The sequence below is a fragment of the Citrobacter sp. W9 genome, from assembly GCF_026719375.1.
GTDB lineage: Bacteria > Pseudomonadota > Gammaproteobacteria > Enterobacterales > Enterobacteriaceae > Citrobacter > Citrobacter werkmanii.
The window spans coordinates 650,624-667,865 of the sequence record NZ_JAPPTE010000001.1 but is presented as its reverse complement, the minus strand read 5'-3'; the positions used below and the strand labels follow the sequence as shown (position 1 = coordinate 667,865).

17 protein-coding genes and 1 riboswitch are annotated in these 17,242 nt (G+C 55.7%); of the genes, 3 read left to right on the top strand and 14 right to left on the bottom strand.

The window, feature by feature from the left end:
* Positions 1–25: 25 nt before the first annotated feature.
* The 6 genes from OOJ59_RS03120 to moaA form a co-directional block, all read right to left on the bottom strand.
* Positions 26–730 carry a Bax inhibitor-1/YccA family protein gene (locus OOJ59_RS03120; protein WP_038639068.1) on the bottom strand — a complete coding sequence of 235 codons (705 nt, stop codon included), beginning with the start codon at positions 728–730 and terminating at the stop codon, positions 26–28.
* A 41-nt stretch (positions 731–771) separates the two neighbouring features.
* Positions 772–1,224, bottom strand: coding sequence for a molybdopterin synthase catalytic subunit MoaE (gene moaE / locus OOJ59_RS03115; RefSeq protein ID WP_038639065.1), 453 nt, complete (start codon positions 1,222–1,224; stop codon positions 772–774).
* A 1-nt stretch (position 1,225) separates the two neighbouring features.
* A complete protein-coding gene (moaD, locus tag OOJ59_RS03110; RefSeq protein ID WP_038639062.1) occupies positions 1,226–1,471 on the bottom strand; it encodes a molybdopterin synthase sulfur carrier subunit in 246 nt (81 codons plus the stop codon).
* The gene (gene moaC, locus OOJ59_RS03105; protein ID WP_079224905.1) at positions 1,464–1,949 is read right to left on the bottom strand and encodes a cyclic pyranopterin monophosphate synthase MoaC; all 486 of its coding nucleotides are present in this window, start codon (positions 1,947–1,949) and stop codon (positions 1,464–1,466) included. Before moaC ends, moaD begins: the two co-directional genes overlap by 8 nt.
* A 2-nt stretch (positions 1,950–1,951) precedes the next feature.
* On the bottom strand, positions 1,952–2,464 hold the full coding sequence (gene moaB / locus OOJ59_RS03100; RefSeq protein ID WP_003035187.1) for a molybdenum cofactor biosynthesis protein B: 513 nt from the start codon (positions 2,462–2,464) through the stop codon (positions 1,952–1,954).
* A gap of 18 nt (positions 2,465–2,482) precedes the next feature.
* Entirely contained in the window at positions 2,483–3,472 is a 990-nt protein-coding gene (gene moaA / locus OOJ59_RS03095; RefSeq protein WP_160955531.1) for a GTP 3',8-cyclase MoaA, read from the bottom strand.
* Positions 3,460–3,605: riboswitch (molybdenum cofactor riboswitch) on the bottom strand. It overlaps the preceding gene by 13 nt.
* A gap of 289 nt (positions 3,606–3,894) precedes the next feature.
* Between moaA and yvcK the strand changes: the two genes are divergently transcribed.
* Positions 3,895–4,803 (top strand): uridine diphosphate-N-acetylglucosamine-binding protein YvcK, encoded by a 909-nt coding sequence (gene yvcK, locus OOJ59_RS03090; protein ID WP_159121169.1) that lies wholly within the window; start codon positions 3,895–3,897, stop codon positions 4,801–4,803.
* A 92-nt stretch (positions 4,804–4,895) separates the two neighbouring features.
* On the opposite strand, the gene uvrB is transcribed toward yvcK, so the two are convergent.
* From uvrB to bioB, 5 genes are all read right to left on the bottom strand, one after another.
* On the bottom strand, positions 4,896–6,917 hold the full coding sequence (gene uvrB, locus OOJ59_RS03085; RefSeq protein WP_160955530.1) for an excinuclease ABC subunit UvrB: 2,022 nt from the start codon (positions 6,915–6,917) through the stop codon (positions 4,896–4,898).
* 617 nt (positions 6,918–7,534) lie between these two features.
* Positions 7,535–8,233 carry a dethiobiotin synthase gene (gene bioD, locus OOJ59_RS03080; RefSeq protein ID WP_160955529.1) on the bottom strand — a complete coding sequence of 233 codons (699 nt, stop codon included), beginning with the start codon at positions 8,231–8,233 and terminating at the stop codon, positions 7,535–7,537.
* Positions 8,226–8,981, bottom strand: a complete 756-nt coding sequence (bioC, locus tag OOJ59_RS03075; RefSeq protein WP_087857607.1) for a malonyl-ACP O-methyltransferase BioC — start codon at positions 8,979–8,981, stop codon at positions 8,226–8,228. Before bioC ends, bioD begins: the two co-directional genes overlap by 8 nt.
* Entirely contained in the window at positions 8,965–10,122 is a 1,158-nt protein-coding gene (gene bioF / locus OOJ59_RS03070; protein WP_038639037.1) for an 8-amino-7-oxononanoate synthase, read from the bottom strand. The genes bioC and bioF overlap by 17 nt, the downstream gene beginning before the upstream one ends.
* A complete protein-coding gene (gene bioB / locus OOJ59_RS03065; RefSeq protein ID WP_038639034.1) occupies positions 10,119–11,159 on the bottom strand; it encodes a biotin synthase BioB in 1,041 nt (346 codons plus the stop codon). Before bioB ends, bioF begins: the two co-directional genes overlap by 4 nt.
* A gap of 76 nt (positions 11,160–11,235) precedes the next feature.
* On the opposite strand from bioB, the gene bioA reads away from it, so the two are divergent.
* Both bioA and OOJ59_RS03055 read left to right on the top strand, forming a co-directional pair.
* Positions 11,236–12,525, top strand: a complete 1,290-nt coding sequence (gene bioA, locus OOJ59_RS03060) for an adenosylmethionine--8-amino-7-oxononanoate transaminase (RefSeq protein WP_268063332.1) — start codon at positions 11,236–11,238, stop codon at positions 12,523–12,525.
* A 57-nt stretch (positions 12,526–12,582) separates the two neighbouring features.
* Complete coding sequence (locus OOJ59_RS03055; RefSeq protein WP_038639028.1) at positions 12,583–13,059, top strand: kinase inhibitor; 477 nt, start codon at positions 12,583–12,585, stop codon at positions 13,057–13,059.
* Between the two features lie 95 nt (positions 13,060–13,154).
* Here OOJ59_RS03055 and hutH read toward each other — a convergent pair whose 3' ends face one another.
* The 3 genes from hutH to OOJ59_RS03040 all read right to left on the bottom strand — a co-directional run bounded on the left by hutH (position 13,155) and on the right by OOJ59_RS03040 (position 17,219).
* Entirely contained in the window at positions 13,155–14,675 is a 1,521-nt protein-coding gene (hutH, locus tag OOJ59_RS03050) for a histidine ammonia-lyase (RefSeq protein WP_160955527.1), read from the bottom strand.
* 1 nt (position 14,676) lies between these two features.
* Positions 14,677–16,362, bottom strand: coding sequence for a urocanate hydratase (hutU, locus tag OOJ59_RS03045; RefSeq protein ID WP_069323195.1), 1,686 nt, complete (start codon positions 16,360–16,362; stop codon positions 14,677–14,679).
* A gap of 137 nt (positions 16,363–16,499) precedes the next feature.
* Positions 16,500–17,219 carry a histidine utilization repressor gene (locus OOJ59_RS03040; RefSeq protein ID WP_160955526.1) on the bottom strand — a complete coding sequence of 240 codons (720 nt, stop codon included), beginning with the start codon at positions 17,217–17,219 and terminating at the stop codon, positions 16,500–16,502.
* Positions 17,220–17,242 lie beyond the last annotated feature (23 nt).

Here is a 17,242-nt window from a genome sequence, read left to right as displayed (position 1 = left end):
TAATGCCTTATCCGGCAACAGAGAATTAACGACGATTGCCGAAGATACGCAGCAGCATCAGGAACAGGTTGATAAAGTCCAGATACAGCGTTAGTGCGCCAAGAATCGCGTATTTGCGCAGATTAGAACTGTCACGCAGATCGATCTGCTCACCGATGTTTTTCAGCTTCTGCGTGTCATAGGCGGTCAGACCGACAAACACAATCACCCCAATGTAGGTTACCGCCCACATCAACGCTTCGCTCTTCAGCCAGAAGTTAACCAGTGAAGCCAGCACAATACCGATTAGCGCCATAAACAGCATATTGCCGAAACCGCTGAGATCGCGCTTAGTGGTATAACCGTACAGGCTCATGATGCCAAACATCCCGCCGGTGACCACAAAGGTACTGGCGATAGACGAGTAGGTATAGACGATGAAGATGCTCGACAGCGTTAACCCGGTTAACGCCGAATAGAGCATAAACAGCGTGGTTGCCACACCGGCGCTCAGCTTTTGCACCATGCCGGACAAAACGAACACCAGCGCCAGTTGGGCGATAATCAGGCCAAAGAAGGTGATTTTACTGGAGAAGACAAACATCATCACCGCGGGCGTATTTGCCGCATACCAGGCGATAAACGCCGTCAGCAACAACCCGCAGGTCATCCAGCCATAAACCTGCGCCATATACGTTTGCAGGCCGGAACGCGCCTGCACAATAGAATCGGATCGTGGGAATCGGTCCATGACAATCTCCTGAATCAGTATGAGCCTACAATAATTGTACTCTACCAGCGTTTTGCTGCTAGCTTATCGCTGTCACGGGCATCCACCCAACGTTCACCTTCCGGCGTGGCCTCGCGCTTCCAGAACGGTGCGCGGGTTTTCAGATAATCCATAATGAACTGCCCGGCATCAAACGCGCTACTGCGATGCGCGCTGGTCACGCCAACAAAAACGATTTCATCGCCGGGCCACAGCGCGCCAATGCGATGAATCACCGTCACCCGTCCGAGCGGCCAGCGCGTACGCGCCTCGTCGACAATCTCCGCCAGCGCTTTTTCGGTCATGCCGGGATAGTGTTCCAGCGTTAATGCCTGCACACTGTCGCCGAGGTTGTGGTTACGCACTTTACCGGTGAAGGTCACTACGGCGCCGTCTTCATCACGCTCGGCTAGCCAGGGATACTCTTCCCCAACGCTGAACGGCGCATGCCCAACAACAATTCGCGTCTCAGCCATCTTAACCTCCGGTTACCGGTGGGAAGAAAGCCACTTCATCACCTGCATTAAGGGGATGGTCAAAACTGACCAGCGTCTGGTTCACCGCCGCCAGCAGCTTGCCGTCCTCCAGCGCCAGCGCCCAACGATCGCCTTGCGCCGCCAGATGCTGGCGCAGCGCTTCGACCGTTGGAAATTCAGCGGTGACCTCTAAAGCATCCGTGTTGACCAGTTCACGGACCTGGGCAAAGAAAAGAACCTTAATCATGCGCATCCACCTTAAAATCTCCCGACTTGCCGCCGCTTTTTGCCAGCAGGCGCACCGGACCAATCACCATGTCCTTTTGCACCGCTTTGCACATGTCGTAGATGGTCAACGCCGCCACGGAGGCCGCCGTTAACGCTTCCATTTCCACACCGGTTTTCCCGCTCAGGCGACACAGCGTCTCAATGCGTACACGATGGTGTTCCGGTTCGGCATGCAGGTTGACTTCGACTTTGCTCAGCATCAGTGGGTGACACAGCGGGATAAGATCCCAGGTTCGTTTGGCCGCCTGAATACCGGCAATGCGCGCCGTGGCGAAAACGTCGCCTTTATGGTGGCTACCATCGATAATCATCGCCAGCGTTTCGCTGCGCATCGTCACGAATGCTTCAGCACGCGCCTCGCGTACCGTTTCTGCTTTGCCAGAGACATCCACCATGTGGGCTTCGCCAGCGGCGTTAATATGAGTCAGTTGCGACATACTTATTTCTTCAAATGTGGGTGGAAATTACACGGACGCGTACGGGCATCAAGCTGCGGCGCAATGATATTTTCCCAGGCGGTACGGCACGCTTTGGTCGACCCCGGCATGGCGAAAATCAGCGTTTTATTCGCAACCCCGGCAATTGCCCGGGATTGCAGCGTCGCGGTACCGATCTCTTCAAACGAGAGCATACGGAATACTTCGCCAAAACCTTCAACTTCTCTGTCGAACAGTGGTTGCAACGCTTCCGGCGCCTGGTCACCTTCGGTCAGTCCGGTGCCGCCGGTAATAAGCACAACCTGCACATCGTCACTGGCAATCCAGGCGGAAACCTGGGCGCGGATGGCATAACGGTTCTCTTTGACAATCGCCTTGTCAACAATCTGATGGCCCGCTTCCTGCGCCGAGTCACGCAGGTAGTGACCAGAGGTGTCGTCCTCTTCGCCGCGACGGTTGGAAACAGTAAGAATAGCAATGCGTGTCGGGATAAATTCAGCGCTTACCTGACTCATGAAAACTCCTTTTAGCGATCAGCCGCCAATGTAAGATAAGTTTTGCGTAATACCGGTATTGTTCTGATGCAGGAAATGGGTCTGCTTTTTCTCCAGCAGCGCGGTTGAAATGCGTTCTTCCAGCGCGGATTGCTGAGCGTCATCTTCCAGCAAGTCACGCAGGCTTACGCCGCCTTCACCAAATAAACACAGATGAAGCTTGCCGACAGAGGAAACGCGCAGACGATTACAGGTGGCGCAAAAGTCTTTCTCATAAGGCATGATCAGACCAATTTCGCCAACATAATCAGGATGGCAGAAAACCTGAGCCGGGCCGTCGCTACGCTGTCGGATCTGGTGGATCCAGCCGCGACGCAGCAGCTCATCGCGCAGTACCTGTCCTGAAATATGGTGTTTACGGAAGAGAGAGCTGCCCTCGCCCGTTTCCATCAGTTCAATAAAACGCAGTTGGATTGGTCGAGGTTGGATCCACGCCAGGAAGGTGTCCAGTTGATGATGGTTTACGTCGCGCATCAACACAGTGTTGACTTTGACTTTTTCAAAACCGGCTGCAAAGGCGGCGTCAATGCCCGTCATCACCTGCTGAAATTTGTCCTGCCCGGTAATGGCGTGAAACTGACGGGCATCGAGACTGTCGACGCTGACGTTGAGTGCCGTCAACCCGGCATCGCGCCAGGCGGCGGCATCGCGCGCCAGACGATAACCATTGGTCGTTACCGCAATCTGACGGATAGCGTCGTTTTCACGCACAGCGGCAATAATGTCGGTAAAATCGCGACGTAATGAGGGTTCGCCCCCTGTCAGGCGCACTTTTTCCGTCCCCAGACTGGCGAACACACGGGTGACGCGGCGAATTTCATCAACGGTCAAAAAGCCGTTATTGGTGACCCCGCCGGGCTTATAGCCATCCGGCAGGCAGTAGGTGCAACGAAAGTTACACACATCGGTAATCGACAAACGTAAGTAGTAAAACTTACGCGCGAAAGCATCGGTAAGTTGAGAGCCCATGTACACCTTTCCAAATACGGGAGACGCAGTCATTTCTTCCTGCGCCCTGGTGACAATCTCGTTCGAGCATTGCCACGGCCAAAGCACCGTATCATTTGACCCAGGTGCAGAGGCTAGAGTGTTTATACTCATCATACTTTGAGTACGTAGTGGTTATGCCGATACTAGCGTGTAAATGGCGATAATGCCAAGCACACTTACGCTGTATAAATACGTATATAGCGACATGATCGTGCAATTTCGCTACAGAATAAGCAAAAAACACAGTTTTGCATTGATATACATCATCTTGCTGTCAGGTGCATGTCGTCAGAAAGGAGTAGATCGCCGAAAATTAATTTCGGCAAATGCCAACTGGATAATTGCTGAAAACACGCTATTTACGGTACTGTAGCGCCGATCAATTGATATCAGGAAACTCTATGCGCACTCGCACGCTGGCAGATTTAGATCGCGTTGTCGCTCTCGGCGGAGGGCATGGATTAGGACGCGTTCTCTCCTCACTTTCCCCTTTAGGCTCACGACTGACGGGTATCGTCACCACCACCGATAATGGCGGCTCCACGGGGCGTATTCGTCGTTCTGAAGGCGGCATCGCCTGGGGGGACATGCGTAACTGCCTGAACCAGTTAATTACCCAACCCAGCGTTGCATCCGCTATGTTTGAATACCGTTTTGGCGGTAATGGCGAGCTTTCCGGACATAACCTCGGAAATTTAATGTTAAAGGCGCTCGATCACCTCAGCGTGCGGCCTCTGGAAGCTATTAATTTAATTCGCAACCTGCTGAAGGTGGATGCGCATTTAATTCCGATGTCAGAGCTGCCGGTGGATCTGATGGCTATTGATGATCAGGGGCATGAAGTCTATGGCGAAGTGAATATCGATCAGCTCACTATCCCACCTCAGGAACTGATGCTGTCGCCAAAAGTCCCTACCACGCGAGAAGCGGTTGAGGCAATCGCCGAAGCAGATTTGATTCTGATAGGACCAGGCAGTTTTTATACCAGCCTGATGCCGATCCTGCTGCTCGAAGAACTGGCGCAGGCATTACGGCGTACACCCGCCAGGATGGTCTACATTGGCAACCTGGGTCGCGAATTAAGCCTGCCAGCAGCCAGCCTGACGCTTAACGATAAGCTGGCAATCATCGAACAGTACGTTGGCAAGAAAGTGATTGACGCGGTGGTTGTCGGCCCGAAAGTAGATGTTTCCGCCGTTACCGACCGCATTGTGATTCAGGAAGTGCTGGAAGCCAGCGATATTCCGTACCGTCATGACCGTCAGCTGCTGCACAGCGCGCTGGAGAAAGCGGTACAGGCATTAGGCTGAGTGGATTTGCCTGATGCGCTGCGCTTGTCAGGCCGACAAACGCAAGCACCCCGTAAGCCGGATAAGGGGGTTACCCCGCATCCGGCACAGGATTACGATGCCGCAATAAATAACTCGCGCAACTGATGCAACTGATCGCGGATCGTCGCAGCCTCTTCAAATTCGAGATTCTGCGCATGCTGCATCATCAGCCCTTCCAACTCGTGAATCTTTTGCTGCAGGGCTTTTGGCGTCATATCCAGTTCAACAACGTCAGACTTCGCACCCGCACGTGACTTCCCTTTGCCCTTCGCCTTGGTCTTCGCAATATTCTGACCCAGCGCCAGAATATCGACCACTTTCTTGTTCAGCCCCTGCGGCGTAATACCGTGCTCTTCGTTATAGCGCTGCTGCTTCTCGCGACGACGTTCAGTTTCACCAATCGCCCTGGCCATCGAGGCGGTAATTTTATCGCCGTAGAGTATAGCCTTGCCGTTGATGTTACGCGCCGCGCGACCGATGGTCTGGATAAGTGAGCGTTCAGAGCGCAGGAACCCTTCTTTGTCTGCGTCCAGAATCGCCACCAGCGAGACCTCAGGCATGTCCAGCCCCTCACGTAACAGGTTGATACCCACCAGCACGTCAAACTCGCCCAGGCGCAGGTCACGAATGATTTCCATACGTTCCACGGTATCGATGTCTGAGTGCAGATAACGCACCCGCTCGCCGTGCTCTTCGAGGTATTCGGTGAGGTCTTCCGCCATGCGTTTGGTAAGCGTGGTGACCAGCACACGTTCGTTAATCGCCGCACGCGTGCGGATCTCCGACAGCAGGTCGTCAACCTGCGTCGCCACCGGACGCACTTCTATCACCGGATCCAGCAGGCCAGTCGGTCGTACTACCTGATCAACCACGTCATCACCGGATTTCTCCAGCTCATAGTTCCCCGGCGTCGCCGAGACGTAGATGGTCTGCGGAGCCAGTGCCTCGAACTCTTCAAATTTAAGCGGACGGTTATCCAGCGCCGAGGGCAAACGGAATCCGTATTCGACCAGGGTCTCTTTACGCGCCCGGTCGCCACGGTACATACCGCCAATTTGCGGGATAGTGACGTGGGATTCATCCACTACCAGCAGACCATCAGCCGGCAGGTAATCAAACAACGTCGGCGGCGGCTCGCCTGGACCGCGTCCGGACAGATAGCGGGAATAGTTTTCAATCCCCGAGCAATAACCCAGCTCGTTCATCATTTCCAGATCGAACTGTGTACGCTGGCTTAAGCGCTGCTCTTCCAGCAACTTGTTATTCGCCAGCAGATTTTTACGGCGGTCTGCCAGCTCGACTTTAATTTCTTCCATCGCCTGCACGATACGTTCGCGCGGCGTGACGTAGTGCGTTTTCGGGTAGATGGTATAGCGGGAAATGGTCGATTCAACCTGCCCGGTAAGCGGGTCAAACAGCGACAAACGCTCGACTTCCTCATCGAACAGTTCCACGCGCAGCGCAATGTCGTCGGATTCAGCCGGGAAAATGTCGATAACTTCACCGCGCACGCGGAAGGTCCCGCGCTGGAATGCCTGATCGTTACGGGTATATTGCAGCTCCGCCAGACGACGCAGGATCGCGCGCTGGTCAATGATCATCCCCACCGTCAGATGCAGCATCATTTTCAGATACAGGTCCGGGTCTCCCAAACCATAAATGGCGGAAACCGACGCCACCACTACGACATCCCGACGTTCGAGCAGCGCTTTGGTCGCCGACAGACGCATCTGCTCAATGTGTTCGTTGACCGAGGCATCCTTCTCGATGAAGGTATCAGAACTCGGTACGTAAGCTTCCGGCTGATAATAGTCGTAGTAGGAGACAAAATATTCCACCGCGTTTTCCGGAAAGAACTCTTTCATCTCGCCATATAGCTGCGCGGCAAGCGTCTTGTTAGGCGCCAGCACCATGGTAGGACGCTGTAGGTCCGCAATCACATTCGCGATGGTGAATGTTTTCCCCGATCCCGTCACCCCCAGCAGCGTCTGATGCGCCAGACCGTCCTCCAGACCTTCTTCCAGGCGACGTATCGCCTCAGGCTGATCGCCAGAGGGTTTAAAAGCGGAATTTAGTTTGAACGGTTTACTCATGAGCAGCTACCTGAAGCAATGGGCGGGCAGGTGTGTAATTTTACTCGCAGTCGTATATTTTGCCAGTAAAATATACTGGATGAAAAAACAGTAACGCGCCAGAATATTTCTGTTACACCCGCAAAATAGCCGTGACTGCAGGCCAAAATTTGCCCCCAGACAAGATAAAACACCAGCAAAAATGTGTTATCCCCAAACCAATGCCTTTTTTAACATTTGTCAAGCCAGCCGATGAAAGTTTTATGGCAACACATGACACTTCTGCGACAGCCATTGCTTTTATCTAACTATCTGTAATTTAAAGATTATTATCTCAAGCCGTCTTTCGCATCAATTTAGTCGCAGGCCGCGTCTTCTCTCGCTTACATTGTGTTTTCTAACCCTAATGCACAAGGTTATCCACAGGAATAGTGGATAACTGCTTCCAGCCCGTGTGGACTGTAGCCTGGCAAAAACACCCTGACTCTCTTTTCCGCTGGGCTAAAAAAAAATTATCGCTATTTTTTGATATTTATCAGCTAACGAGGCGGCCAGGGAGAGCCGAGATCTTGCTCGCATTTTCACCATTTTCTTGTCCGCGTACTGCAATAGCGACCAGTGTTATTTCCCCTCTCGATTCAACCAGCTGTTGCCGTCAAAGACAAAATGCTGAGATCGAGATAACGTCCGGTCGATGCCTGCTCAGGATCTTCTGCCAGCCAGGGAATTTCCCCCAGCCCAGGTGCCGGGATCACGCGCTTTAGCGTCGCCATGTATTCAGCATGACGTTTGCCGGGCGGCGTCACATCATTGGCTACCCATCCGGCAAGCGTCAGTCCGGCCTGCTGCACCGCCTGGGCGGTCAGAATGGCGTGATTGATGCAGCCGAGCTTAACGCCAACCACCAGAATCACCGGCAACTGTTCTGTTTTGACCCAGTCGGAAAAACTCAGCGTTGGCGAAAGCGGCGTAAACCATCCACCAGCCCCCTCCACCAGTACCCAGTCAGCCTGCGCTTCAAGCGTGCGTAACCCTGCAGACATCACGGAAGCCAGAATGGGGCGACCTTCGTCGGCGCTGATGATATGCGGCGAGGTAGGTTCAGCGAAGCAGTAGGGATTGATCGCCGCATAGTCCGCCGTCACAGCGCTATTGCGCTGTAATGCCAACGCATCGCTGTTTCGCAGGCCATCAGCCGTCATTTCACTGCCTGACGCCACCGGCTTATAGCCAACGGCGCGCAACCCCAGTTGTCCCGCCGCCTGGAGCAGCGCGCAGCTGGCGACAGTTTTACCGACTTCGGTATCTGTCCCGGTGACAAAATACGTTTTAGCCACGTTGAATTACTCCTAAAAAAAGATGGTAGGTCAGCGGATATTTCCCCTGCTGACAGGGCCAGGCTAACTGTAGCTGGCGCAGCTGAGCGCGCGTCAGCACACGTTGCTCGCGCCCATCATGCAAATGCGTCGCGCCAATGCCTTTTAGCGAACGCATGGCGCTCAGCGCATCATCAAACCACAGCGTGACGGCATGAGACTGGTAATCAACATCCCAGCCATACAGGGCGTTTTCCAGTTGCGCCACGGGCAAAAAACGATTGGCGTGCTCCCGATCGTCAACCGCCTGCCAGGCCTGACGAAGTTCCGGCATCGACCCCTGCGCCAGGGTACTAAACGCCACCGTCCCGCCAGGACGCACCACCCGGTAAAGCTCGCTTAACGCGCCGCGCAGGTCGCTACACCACTGTACGGCCAGATTACTCCAGGCCAGGTCAAAGCTCGCGCTTGCCTGCGGGATGGCTTCGATATCTGCCAGCAGATAATGGTGGGCGACATCGTGACGCTGCGCTTCAGCCAGCATTTGCGACGACAGATCCAGCGCGCAAACCTCGCTCCCCTGCTCACGCCAGTAACGACTCATACGTCCAGGCCCACAGCCCGCATCCAATACCTGCGAGAACGTGCCGCCATCCAGTAACGCCAGTAACGCATCGGCACTTTGACGCTGTAGCTCTGCGTGTTGCTCATAGTGGGTGGCCGCGCGGCCAAACGCGGCGGCAATCGCCCGTTTATTGACCTGCGCCATGCAACACCTCCAGTAGACGATCGATATCCTGCACCTCATGCGCCTGGGTCAGCGTCAGCCGTAATCTGGCCGTACCGGCGGGCACCGTCGGCGGGCGAATTGCCGTCACCCAACATCCCTGTTGCCGTAATGTGTCCGCCAGTTGCAAGGCTTTATGGTTATCGCCAACAATCAGCGGCTGAATAGCACTGGTTGAATTCGCCAGCGTTAAACCCGGCGTATTCACCCCAGCGCGAAAACGCTGGATCAGCATCGCTAACTTTTCCCGGCGTTCATCGCCTTCACGGCTGCGGATCACCGCCAGCGCGGCGCGTAGAGCCTGAGCCTGCGCCGGAGGCATACTGGTGCTGTAGATCAGATGACGGGCAAACTGCAACAGATAGTCGGCCACGCTGTCAGAACACAGGATTGCCGCGCCGCTGACGCCAAATCCTTTGCCAAACGTCACCACTAACAGTTCGGGTTTGACCTGCTGTCGCCAGCAGGAGCCGCGTCCTTCTGCACCGGTTACGCCAACGCCGTGCGCATCATCCACCAGTAGCCACGCACCGTGTCGTTCCGCCACCGCGTGGATTTCAGCGAGCGGCGCGCTGTCGCCATCCATGCTGAATACGCCTTCAGTGACCACGAGCTGCTGCCCCGGACAGGGGGCAGTCAGCAGACGCTCCAGATGATGCGGATCGTTATGGGTAAAGCGACGTAGAACAGCCGGGCTAAGGCTGGCGGCCTCCAACAGCGAGGCATGGCTAAGCCTGTCGGCGACAATACGATCGTCTTTTTCCATCAATGCGGCTATCACCGCCTGATTAGCGGCAAAACCGGAGATAAATAACAGCGCCCGCGAATAGCCCAGCCACTGCGCCAGCTCTTCTTCCAGCGCCTGGTGAGCCACGGAATACCCGCTGACATGACCCGAGCCGCCGCTGCCGACGCCAAAACGTTCAGCTCCCTGCTGCCAGGCGCAGATAATCTGCGGATGGTGGCTCAGGCCAAGGTAGTCGTTGCTGGAGAAATTCAGATACTGGCGACCGTCGGCCTGCAGCCAGCGACCGGCGCCCTGGGTCACCGCATAGCGCTGCCGCCACGCATCAGCGCAACGACGCGCCGTGAGCGCATCGCCAATTTTTTGCTGCCAGGTCATACGGTTGCCGCGTTGTAGTAATCATCGGTATCCGGGGTACGCAGCGCCTGCTCGAGACGTTGTTGCTGTTCGTTATCCCCCGCCAGCACCGCCGTTTGCTGCGGGTTGAGACCCAGCTTGCGGAACAACAGCAAATCTTTATCTTCGTTCGGATTCGGCGTGGTCAGCAGTTTGCAGCCGTAGAAAATCGAGTTAGCGCCGGCCATAAAGCACATCGCCTGGGTTTGCTCGTTCATCTGCTCGCGCCCGGCGGAAAGACGCACGTAAGAGGTTGGCATCATGATGCGCGCCACGGCGATGGTACGGATGAAATCAAACGCGTCGACGTCGTCGTTATCGGCAAGCGGCGTGCCCTTCACCTTCACCAGCATGTTGATCGGCACGCTTTCCGGCGGTGTCGGCAGATTGGCTAATTGCAGCAGCAGACCGGCGCGATCGGTGACCGTTTCGCCTAATCCGACAATACCGCCTGAGCAGACTTTAATCCCGGCTTCACGCACTTTATCCAGCGTATCCAGACGTTCCTGATAAGACCGGGTAGTGATGATATTGCCGTAAAACTCCGGCGAGGTGTCGAGGTTATGGTTGTAGTAATCCAGTCCCGCGTTGGCCAGGCGCTGAGCCTGGGTTTCGTTGAGCGTTCCCAGCGTCATGCAGGCTTCCAGCCCCAACGCTTTCACGCCCTGAACCATCTGTTCCAGGTAAGGCATATCGCGCTCGTGCGGATTCTTCCACGCCGCCCCCATGCAAAACCGCGTTGAACCGGCCTGCTTCGCCTTACGCGCCGAGTCCAGTACCTGTTCCACTTCCATCAAGCGTTCAGTTTCCAGACCCGTTTTATAGCGAGAACTTTGCGGGCAGTATTTGCAGTCTTCCGGGCAGGCGCCAGTCTTAATCGACAACAGCGTACTGACCTGTACCTGCCGCGGATCGAAGTGCTGACGATGAATCTGTTGCGCTTCAAACAGGAGATCAAGCAGTGGTTTTTCAAATAATTCGGTGACTTGCGACATTGTCCAGCGAGAAGAATGAGCCATATTGGTATACGTTTCGTTGTCAGTTTGGTGTAGACTCGTAAACCTAAATCTTTTTAATTTGGTTTACAAGTCGATTATGACAACGGATGATCTTGCGTTTGACCAACGCCATATCTGGCACCCTTACACTTCCATGACCTCCCCATTGCCGGTGTATCCGGTGGCGCGGGCCGAAGGTTGTGAACTGATTTTAGCCAGCGGTGAGCGGCTCATTGACGGTATGTCATCCTGGTGGGCGGCGATCCACGGTTACAATCATCCGCAGTTGAACACCGCAATGAAAACGCAGATTGACGCCATGTCGCACGTGATGTTTGGCGGCATTACCCATGCCCCGGCCATCGCGCTGTGTCGCCAACTGGTGGACATGACGCCAGAAGCGCTGGAGTGCGTTTTTCTCGCGGATTCAGGTTCGGTCGCGGTGGAAGTGGCGATGAAAATGGCGCTGCAATACTGGCAGGCCAAAGGGGAATCTCGTCAGCGTTTCCTGACATTTCGTAACGGCTATCACGGCGATACCTTCGGCGCGATGTCGGTCTGCGATCCCGACAACTCAATGCACAGTCTGTGGAAAGGGTATCTGCCGGAAAACCTGTTTGCGCCTGCGCCGCAAAGCCGCATGGGCGGCAAGTGGGACGAACTGGACATGGTGCCTTTTGCCCGCCTGATGGCCGCGCATCGTCACGAGATTGCGGCGGTGATCCTCGAGCCAATTGTGCAGGGCGCTGGCGGTATGCGCATGTACCATCCTGAGTGGTTAAAGCGTATCCGTAAGATGTGCGACCGGGAAGGCATCCTGCTGATTGCCGATGAGATCGCCACCGGATTTGGCCGCACCGGCAGGCTGTTTGCCTGTGAACACGCCGATATTACGCCGGATATTTTGTGCCTCGGCAAAGCATTAACCGCCGGAACGATGACCCTTTCCGCGACCCTGACCACCCGTCTGGTCGCAGAAACCATCAGTAACGGCGAAGCGGGCTGCTTCATGCACGGTCCGACCTTTATGGGCAATCCGCTGGCTTGTGCCGTCGCCTCCGCCAGCCTGTCGCTACTCAACACCGGCGAGTGGCGCTCGCAGGTCGCGGCCATTGAAGCGCAGTTGCGTACAGAACTCGCCCCGGCGGCAGACTCCAGTTGGGTCGCCGACGTGCGCGTGCTCGGCGCCATCGGCGTGATAGAAACCACCCAGCCGGTAAATATGGCGGCACTACAGAAGTTCTTTGTCGAACAGGGCGTGTGGGTACGACCGTTTGGTAAGCTGATCTATCTGATGCCGCCGTACATTATCCAGCCCGAGCAGTTGCGCCGCCTTACGCAGGCCGTCAATGAGGCTGTGCGCCATGCAACATTTTTTAGCGATTAAACAGCGGTAAGCTCTACGGTTTCTGGCTACACTTTTTGGCTAACGAGAGGAGTCAGTATGAAACTAATCAGTAACGATCTGCGCGATGGGGAGAAGCTTGGGCATCGTCACGTCTTTAACGGCATGGGATATGACGGGGATAATATTTCCCCGCATCTGGCATGGGACGATGTGCCCGCCGGGACTAAGAGCTTTGTCGTGACCTGTTACGATCCTGATGCGCCCACCGGCTCCGGCTGGTGGCACTGGGTAGTTGTAAATCTGCCCGCCGATACCCGCGTTCTCACGCAAGGCTTCGGTTCCGGTCTGGTTGCACTGCCGGACGGGGTGATTCAGACCCGTACGGATTTTGGTAAAGCCGGTTATGGTGGCGCAGCGCCGCCGAAGGGGGAAACTCATCGCTATATCTTTACGGTTCACGCGCTGGATGTAGAGCGTATTGATGTCGATGAGGACGCCAGCGGCGCGATGGTTGGATTTAATGTTCACTTCCACTCGCTCGCCAGCGCCTCGATTACGGCGATGTTTAGTTAATCTCTGTTGGGCCGGATGTCGGCTTCGCCTCATCCGGCCTACAAAGCAGATCGTAGGCCTGATAAGACGCATTAGCGTCGCCATCAGGCAATTTTCTACAGAAATTCGGGCAGCAATTTCAGCAACGTTCCTTGCGCTAACAGTTCGGTCGCGGATTCAATATCCGGGGCGAAAAAGCGATCCTGCGTATAGTGGGCAACCTGCTCGCGTAGCGCCTGGCGCGCCTGCTCCAGCAATGGACTTGAGGTTAACCCTTCACGTAGATCGATTCCCTGACACGCCGCCAGCCACTCGACGGCAATCACACCGCGCGTATTCGCCGCCATCTCCCACAGCCTGCGACCCGCCGCCGGCGCCATAGACACATGATCCTCCTGGTTGGCGGAGGTCGGTAAGCTGTCTACACTGTGCGGATGCGCCAGCGCTTTGTTCTCGCTCGCCAGCGCGGCAGCCGTGACTTGCGCAATCATAAAGCCGGAGTTAACTCCGCCATTTTTCACCAGGAAAGGCGGCAGTTGCGACATGTGTTTATCCATCATTAACGCAATGCGTCGCTCCGATAATGCCCCGATTTCCGCAATCGCCAGCGCCAGGTTATCCGCCGCCATCGCCACGGGTTCAGCATGGAAGTTGCCGCCGGAAATCACATCGCCTTCTTCGGCAAACACCAGCGGGTTGTCGGAAACCGCGTTAGCTTCCACCAGCAGAACATCCATCACCTGGCGCATTTGCGTCAGACATGCCCCCATCACCTGCGGCTGACAGCGCAGAGAATACGGATCCTGTACTTTTTCACAGTTATGATGCGACTGCGAAAGCGCGCTGGAATCCGTCAACACATGGCGGTACAGCGCCGCGGCGTCAATCTGTCCGCGTTGTCCTCGCGCGGCATGAATCCGCGCGTCAAACGGACGACGGGAGCCCAAAACGGCTTCGGTGGTCAGCGCCCCGCACACCGTCGCGGACGCAAACAGTTCCTGAGCTTCAATGAGCCCACGCAGCGCAAAAGCCGTCGAAGCCTGAGTCCCGTTAAGCAGCGCCAGCCCTTCTTTCGCCTCCAGCGTTATCGGCTCCAGCCCGGCCTTTTTCAGTGCTTCGGTCGCCGGGAGCCATTCCCCCTGCCAGCGCGCCTTCCCTTCACCCAGCAATGTCAGAGACATATGCGCCAACGGCGCCAGGTCACCCGATGCCCCCACTGAGCCTTTCGCCGGGATCAGCGGATACACCTCGGCATTCACCAGCGCAATCAGCGCTTCAATCACGCTCAGGCGAATACCGGAAAAACCGCGCGCCAGGCTGTTGATTTTCAGCACCATAATCAGACGCACCATCGCGTCGTCCAGCGCCTCGCCGACGCCAGCCGCATGAGAAAGCACCAACGAGCGCTGTAAATTCTGCAAATCTTCTGTGGCGATACGGGTCTGCGCCAGCAGACCAAAACCGGTATTAATGCCGTATGCCGTACGGCCTTCAGCGACAATGTTATTGACGCAGGCGACGCTTGCATTAATGGCGTCAATTGCGCTGGCATCAAGGCTTAGTTGGATAGGCTGCTGCCAGATGTCACGAAGTTGTGCAAAAGTCAGTTGGCCCGGCGTTAATGTCATGGTATTCATCTCAGCGTTTCCCCTGCGTCGCAGCGACCATCGGCAAATTCAGCCCTTCTTCGACGGCGCATTCCACCGCAATATCATATCCGGCGTCAGCGTGGCGCATCACCCCGGTAGCCGGATCGTTATGCAATACCCGGGCAATACGCGCAGCGGCTTCATCGGTGCCATCACAAACAATGACCATCCCGGCATGCTGGGAGAAACCCATTCCCACTCCGCCACCGTGGTGCAATGACACCCACGTCGCGCCGCTGGCGGTGTTCAGCAGCGCATTCAGCAGCGGCCAGTCAGATACGGCGTCAGACCCGTCGCGCATGGCTTCGGTTTCGCGGTTCGGACTGGCAACGGAGCCGGAGTCCAGATGGTCACGGCCAATAACAATTGGCGCGGACACTTCGCCGCTGCGCACCATTTCATTAAACGCCAGCCCCAGCTTCTGTCGCCATTCCAGGCCGACCCAGCAGATACGCGCCGGTAATCCCTGGAAGTTAATCCGCTCACGCGCCATATCCAGCCAGTGATGCAGGTGTTTATCGTCAGCCACGATCTCTTTCACTTTGGCATCGGTTTTATAAATATCCTGCGGATCGCCGGAAAGCGCCACCCAGCGGAACGGGCCAATGCCACGACAGAACAGCGGTCGAATATACGCTGGCACAAAACCGGGGAAATCAAAGGCGTTTTCCACGCCCATCTCTTTGGCCATCTGGCGAATGTTATTGCCGTAATCAAACGTCGGTACGCCCATTTTGCTAAACGCCAGCATCGCTTCAACATGCGTTGCCATTGAGCGTTTCGCCGCCTGCACCGTACCCTGCGGATCGGACACCGCTTTCGCCTGATACTCTTCCCAGCTCCAACCGGACGGCAGATAACCATGCAGCGGATCATGGGCGCTGGTCTGGTCGGTCACCATATCCGGGCGCACACCACGCTTCACCAGCTCCGGCACAACGTCGGCGGCGTTCGCGCACAGCGCAATGGAAACCGCTTTCCCTTCGCGGGTGTACTTATCGATACGCGCCAGCGCATCGTCCAGCGATGTCGCCTGCTCGTCCACGTAACGGGTACGCAGACGGAAATCAATGCGGCTTTGCTGACATTCAATATTCAGCGAGCATGCGCCCGCCAGCGTCGCGGCTAACGGCTGCGCCCCGCCCATGCCGCCCAGCCCGGCGGTTAACACCCAGCGTCCGCTCAGGTTACCCTGATAATGCTGACGTCCGGCCTCAACGAAGGTTTCATACGTCCCCTGCACGATGCCCTGGCTGCCGATGTAGATCCAACTCCCGGCGGTCATCTGACCGTACATCGCCAGCCCTTTGGCATCCAGCTCGTTAAAGTGTTCCCAGGTTGCCCAGTGCGGAACCAGGTTGGAGTTAGCAATCAGTACGCGCGGGGCGTTGTCATGGGTTTTGAACACACCGACCGGTTTACCCGACTGGACCAGCAGGGTCTCATCGCTCTCCAGTTGCGTCAGCGCATTGACGATGGCGTCGTAACACGCCCAGTCACGCGCGGCGCGACCAATCCCGCCGTATACCACCAGCTCATGCGGATTTTCCGCCACGTCGGGATCCAGGTTGTTCATTAACATGCGCAGCGGCGCTTCAGTCAGCCAGCTTTTGGCCGTTAAGGTAGTGCCACGCGGGGCACGAATATCCTGCTGACGATATTTGCTATGGGACATGACAGAAAACTCCTCGCGAACGTCGGATAGATAAGTAACATATACTTGTCTATACAAGTCGCCGCAAGGGTGATTTTAACAATTAAGATACATTTTTATTATATTGCGTCAGCAATCACGGTTTTGGTATCCCGACATCAGGACATAAACCGTCCTTGCAGGCGATAGCGGGAACCCGGAAACAGCAAACGGGCATGAGAGACAATGGATGATGCGGACCAGGTTTTGCGGCGGATCAGCAAGCAGGGATCGTGTTCTTTGATTTTCAGCAACGCGCACTCTTCCGCACTGGCGCGTACCGCTTCGACAATGTGCTCACCTTCCGTTAAGGGGGCGATCAGCGACAGGTAAGCGTGAGGCGTGGTCTGGCTGTAATCCTGCGCCAGATACTCCGGCACAATCTCCGCATTCACACAGCGATCTTCAATTTGTACCGGCAAATCGTTCTCGTAGTGCACCATGATGGAGTGAAAAATGGGGGTGCCTTCTTTAACGTTTAACACTAAAGCCTGCTGCGCATTTGCCTGGGTTCTTTCCAGCGTCATAACCTCACAGCGGTGCTGATGCTGACGCGCGTTGATTTCATCCGCAATACTGCGAATTTCAAACAGCGCAGACTGGCCTTTTCGCTCGGCGACAAACGTCCCCACCCCCTGCAAACGCACCAGCACCCCCTCATCCGTTAACTCACGCAGCGCCCGATTGATGGTCATGCGGCTAAAACCATACTGTGCCACCAGCTCTGCTTCAGACGGGATACGATCGTGAGCTTGCCAGATACCGCTGGCAATCTTTTCGCTGATCTCCTGTTTTACCTTTTCGTAAAAAGGAGCTGGAGCAGAACGGGATGGGAGCATGCGTGTGCCTTCCTTAAGCTGAA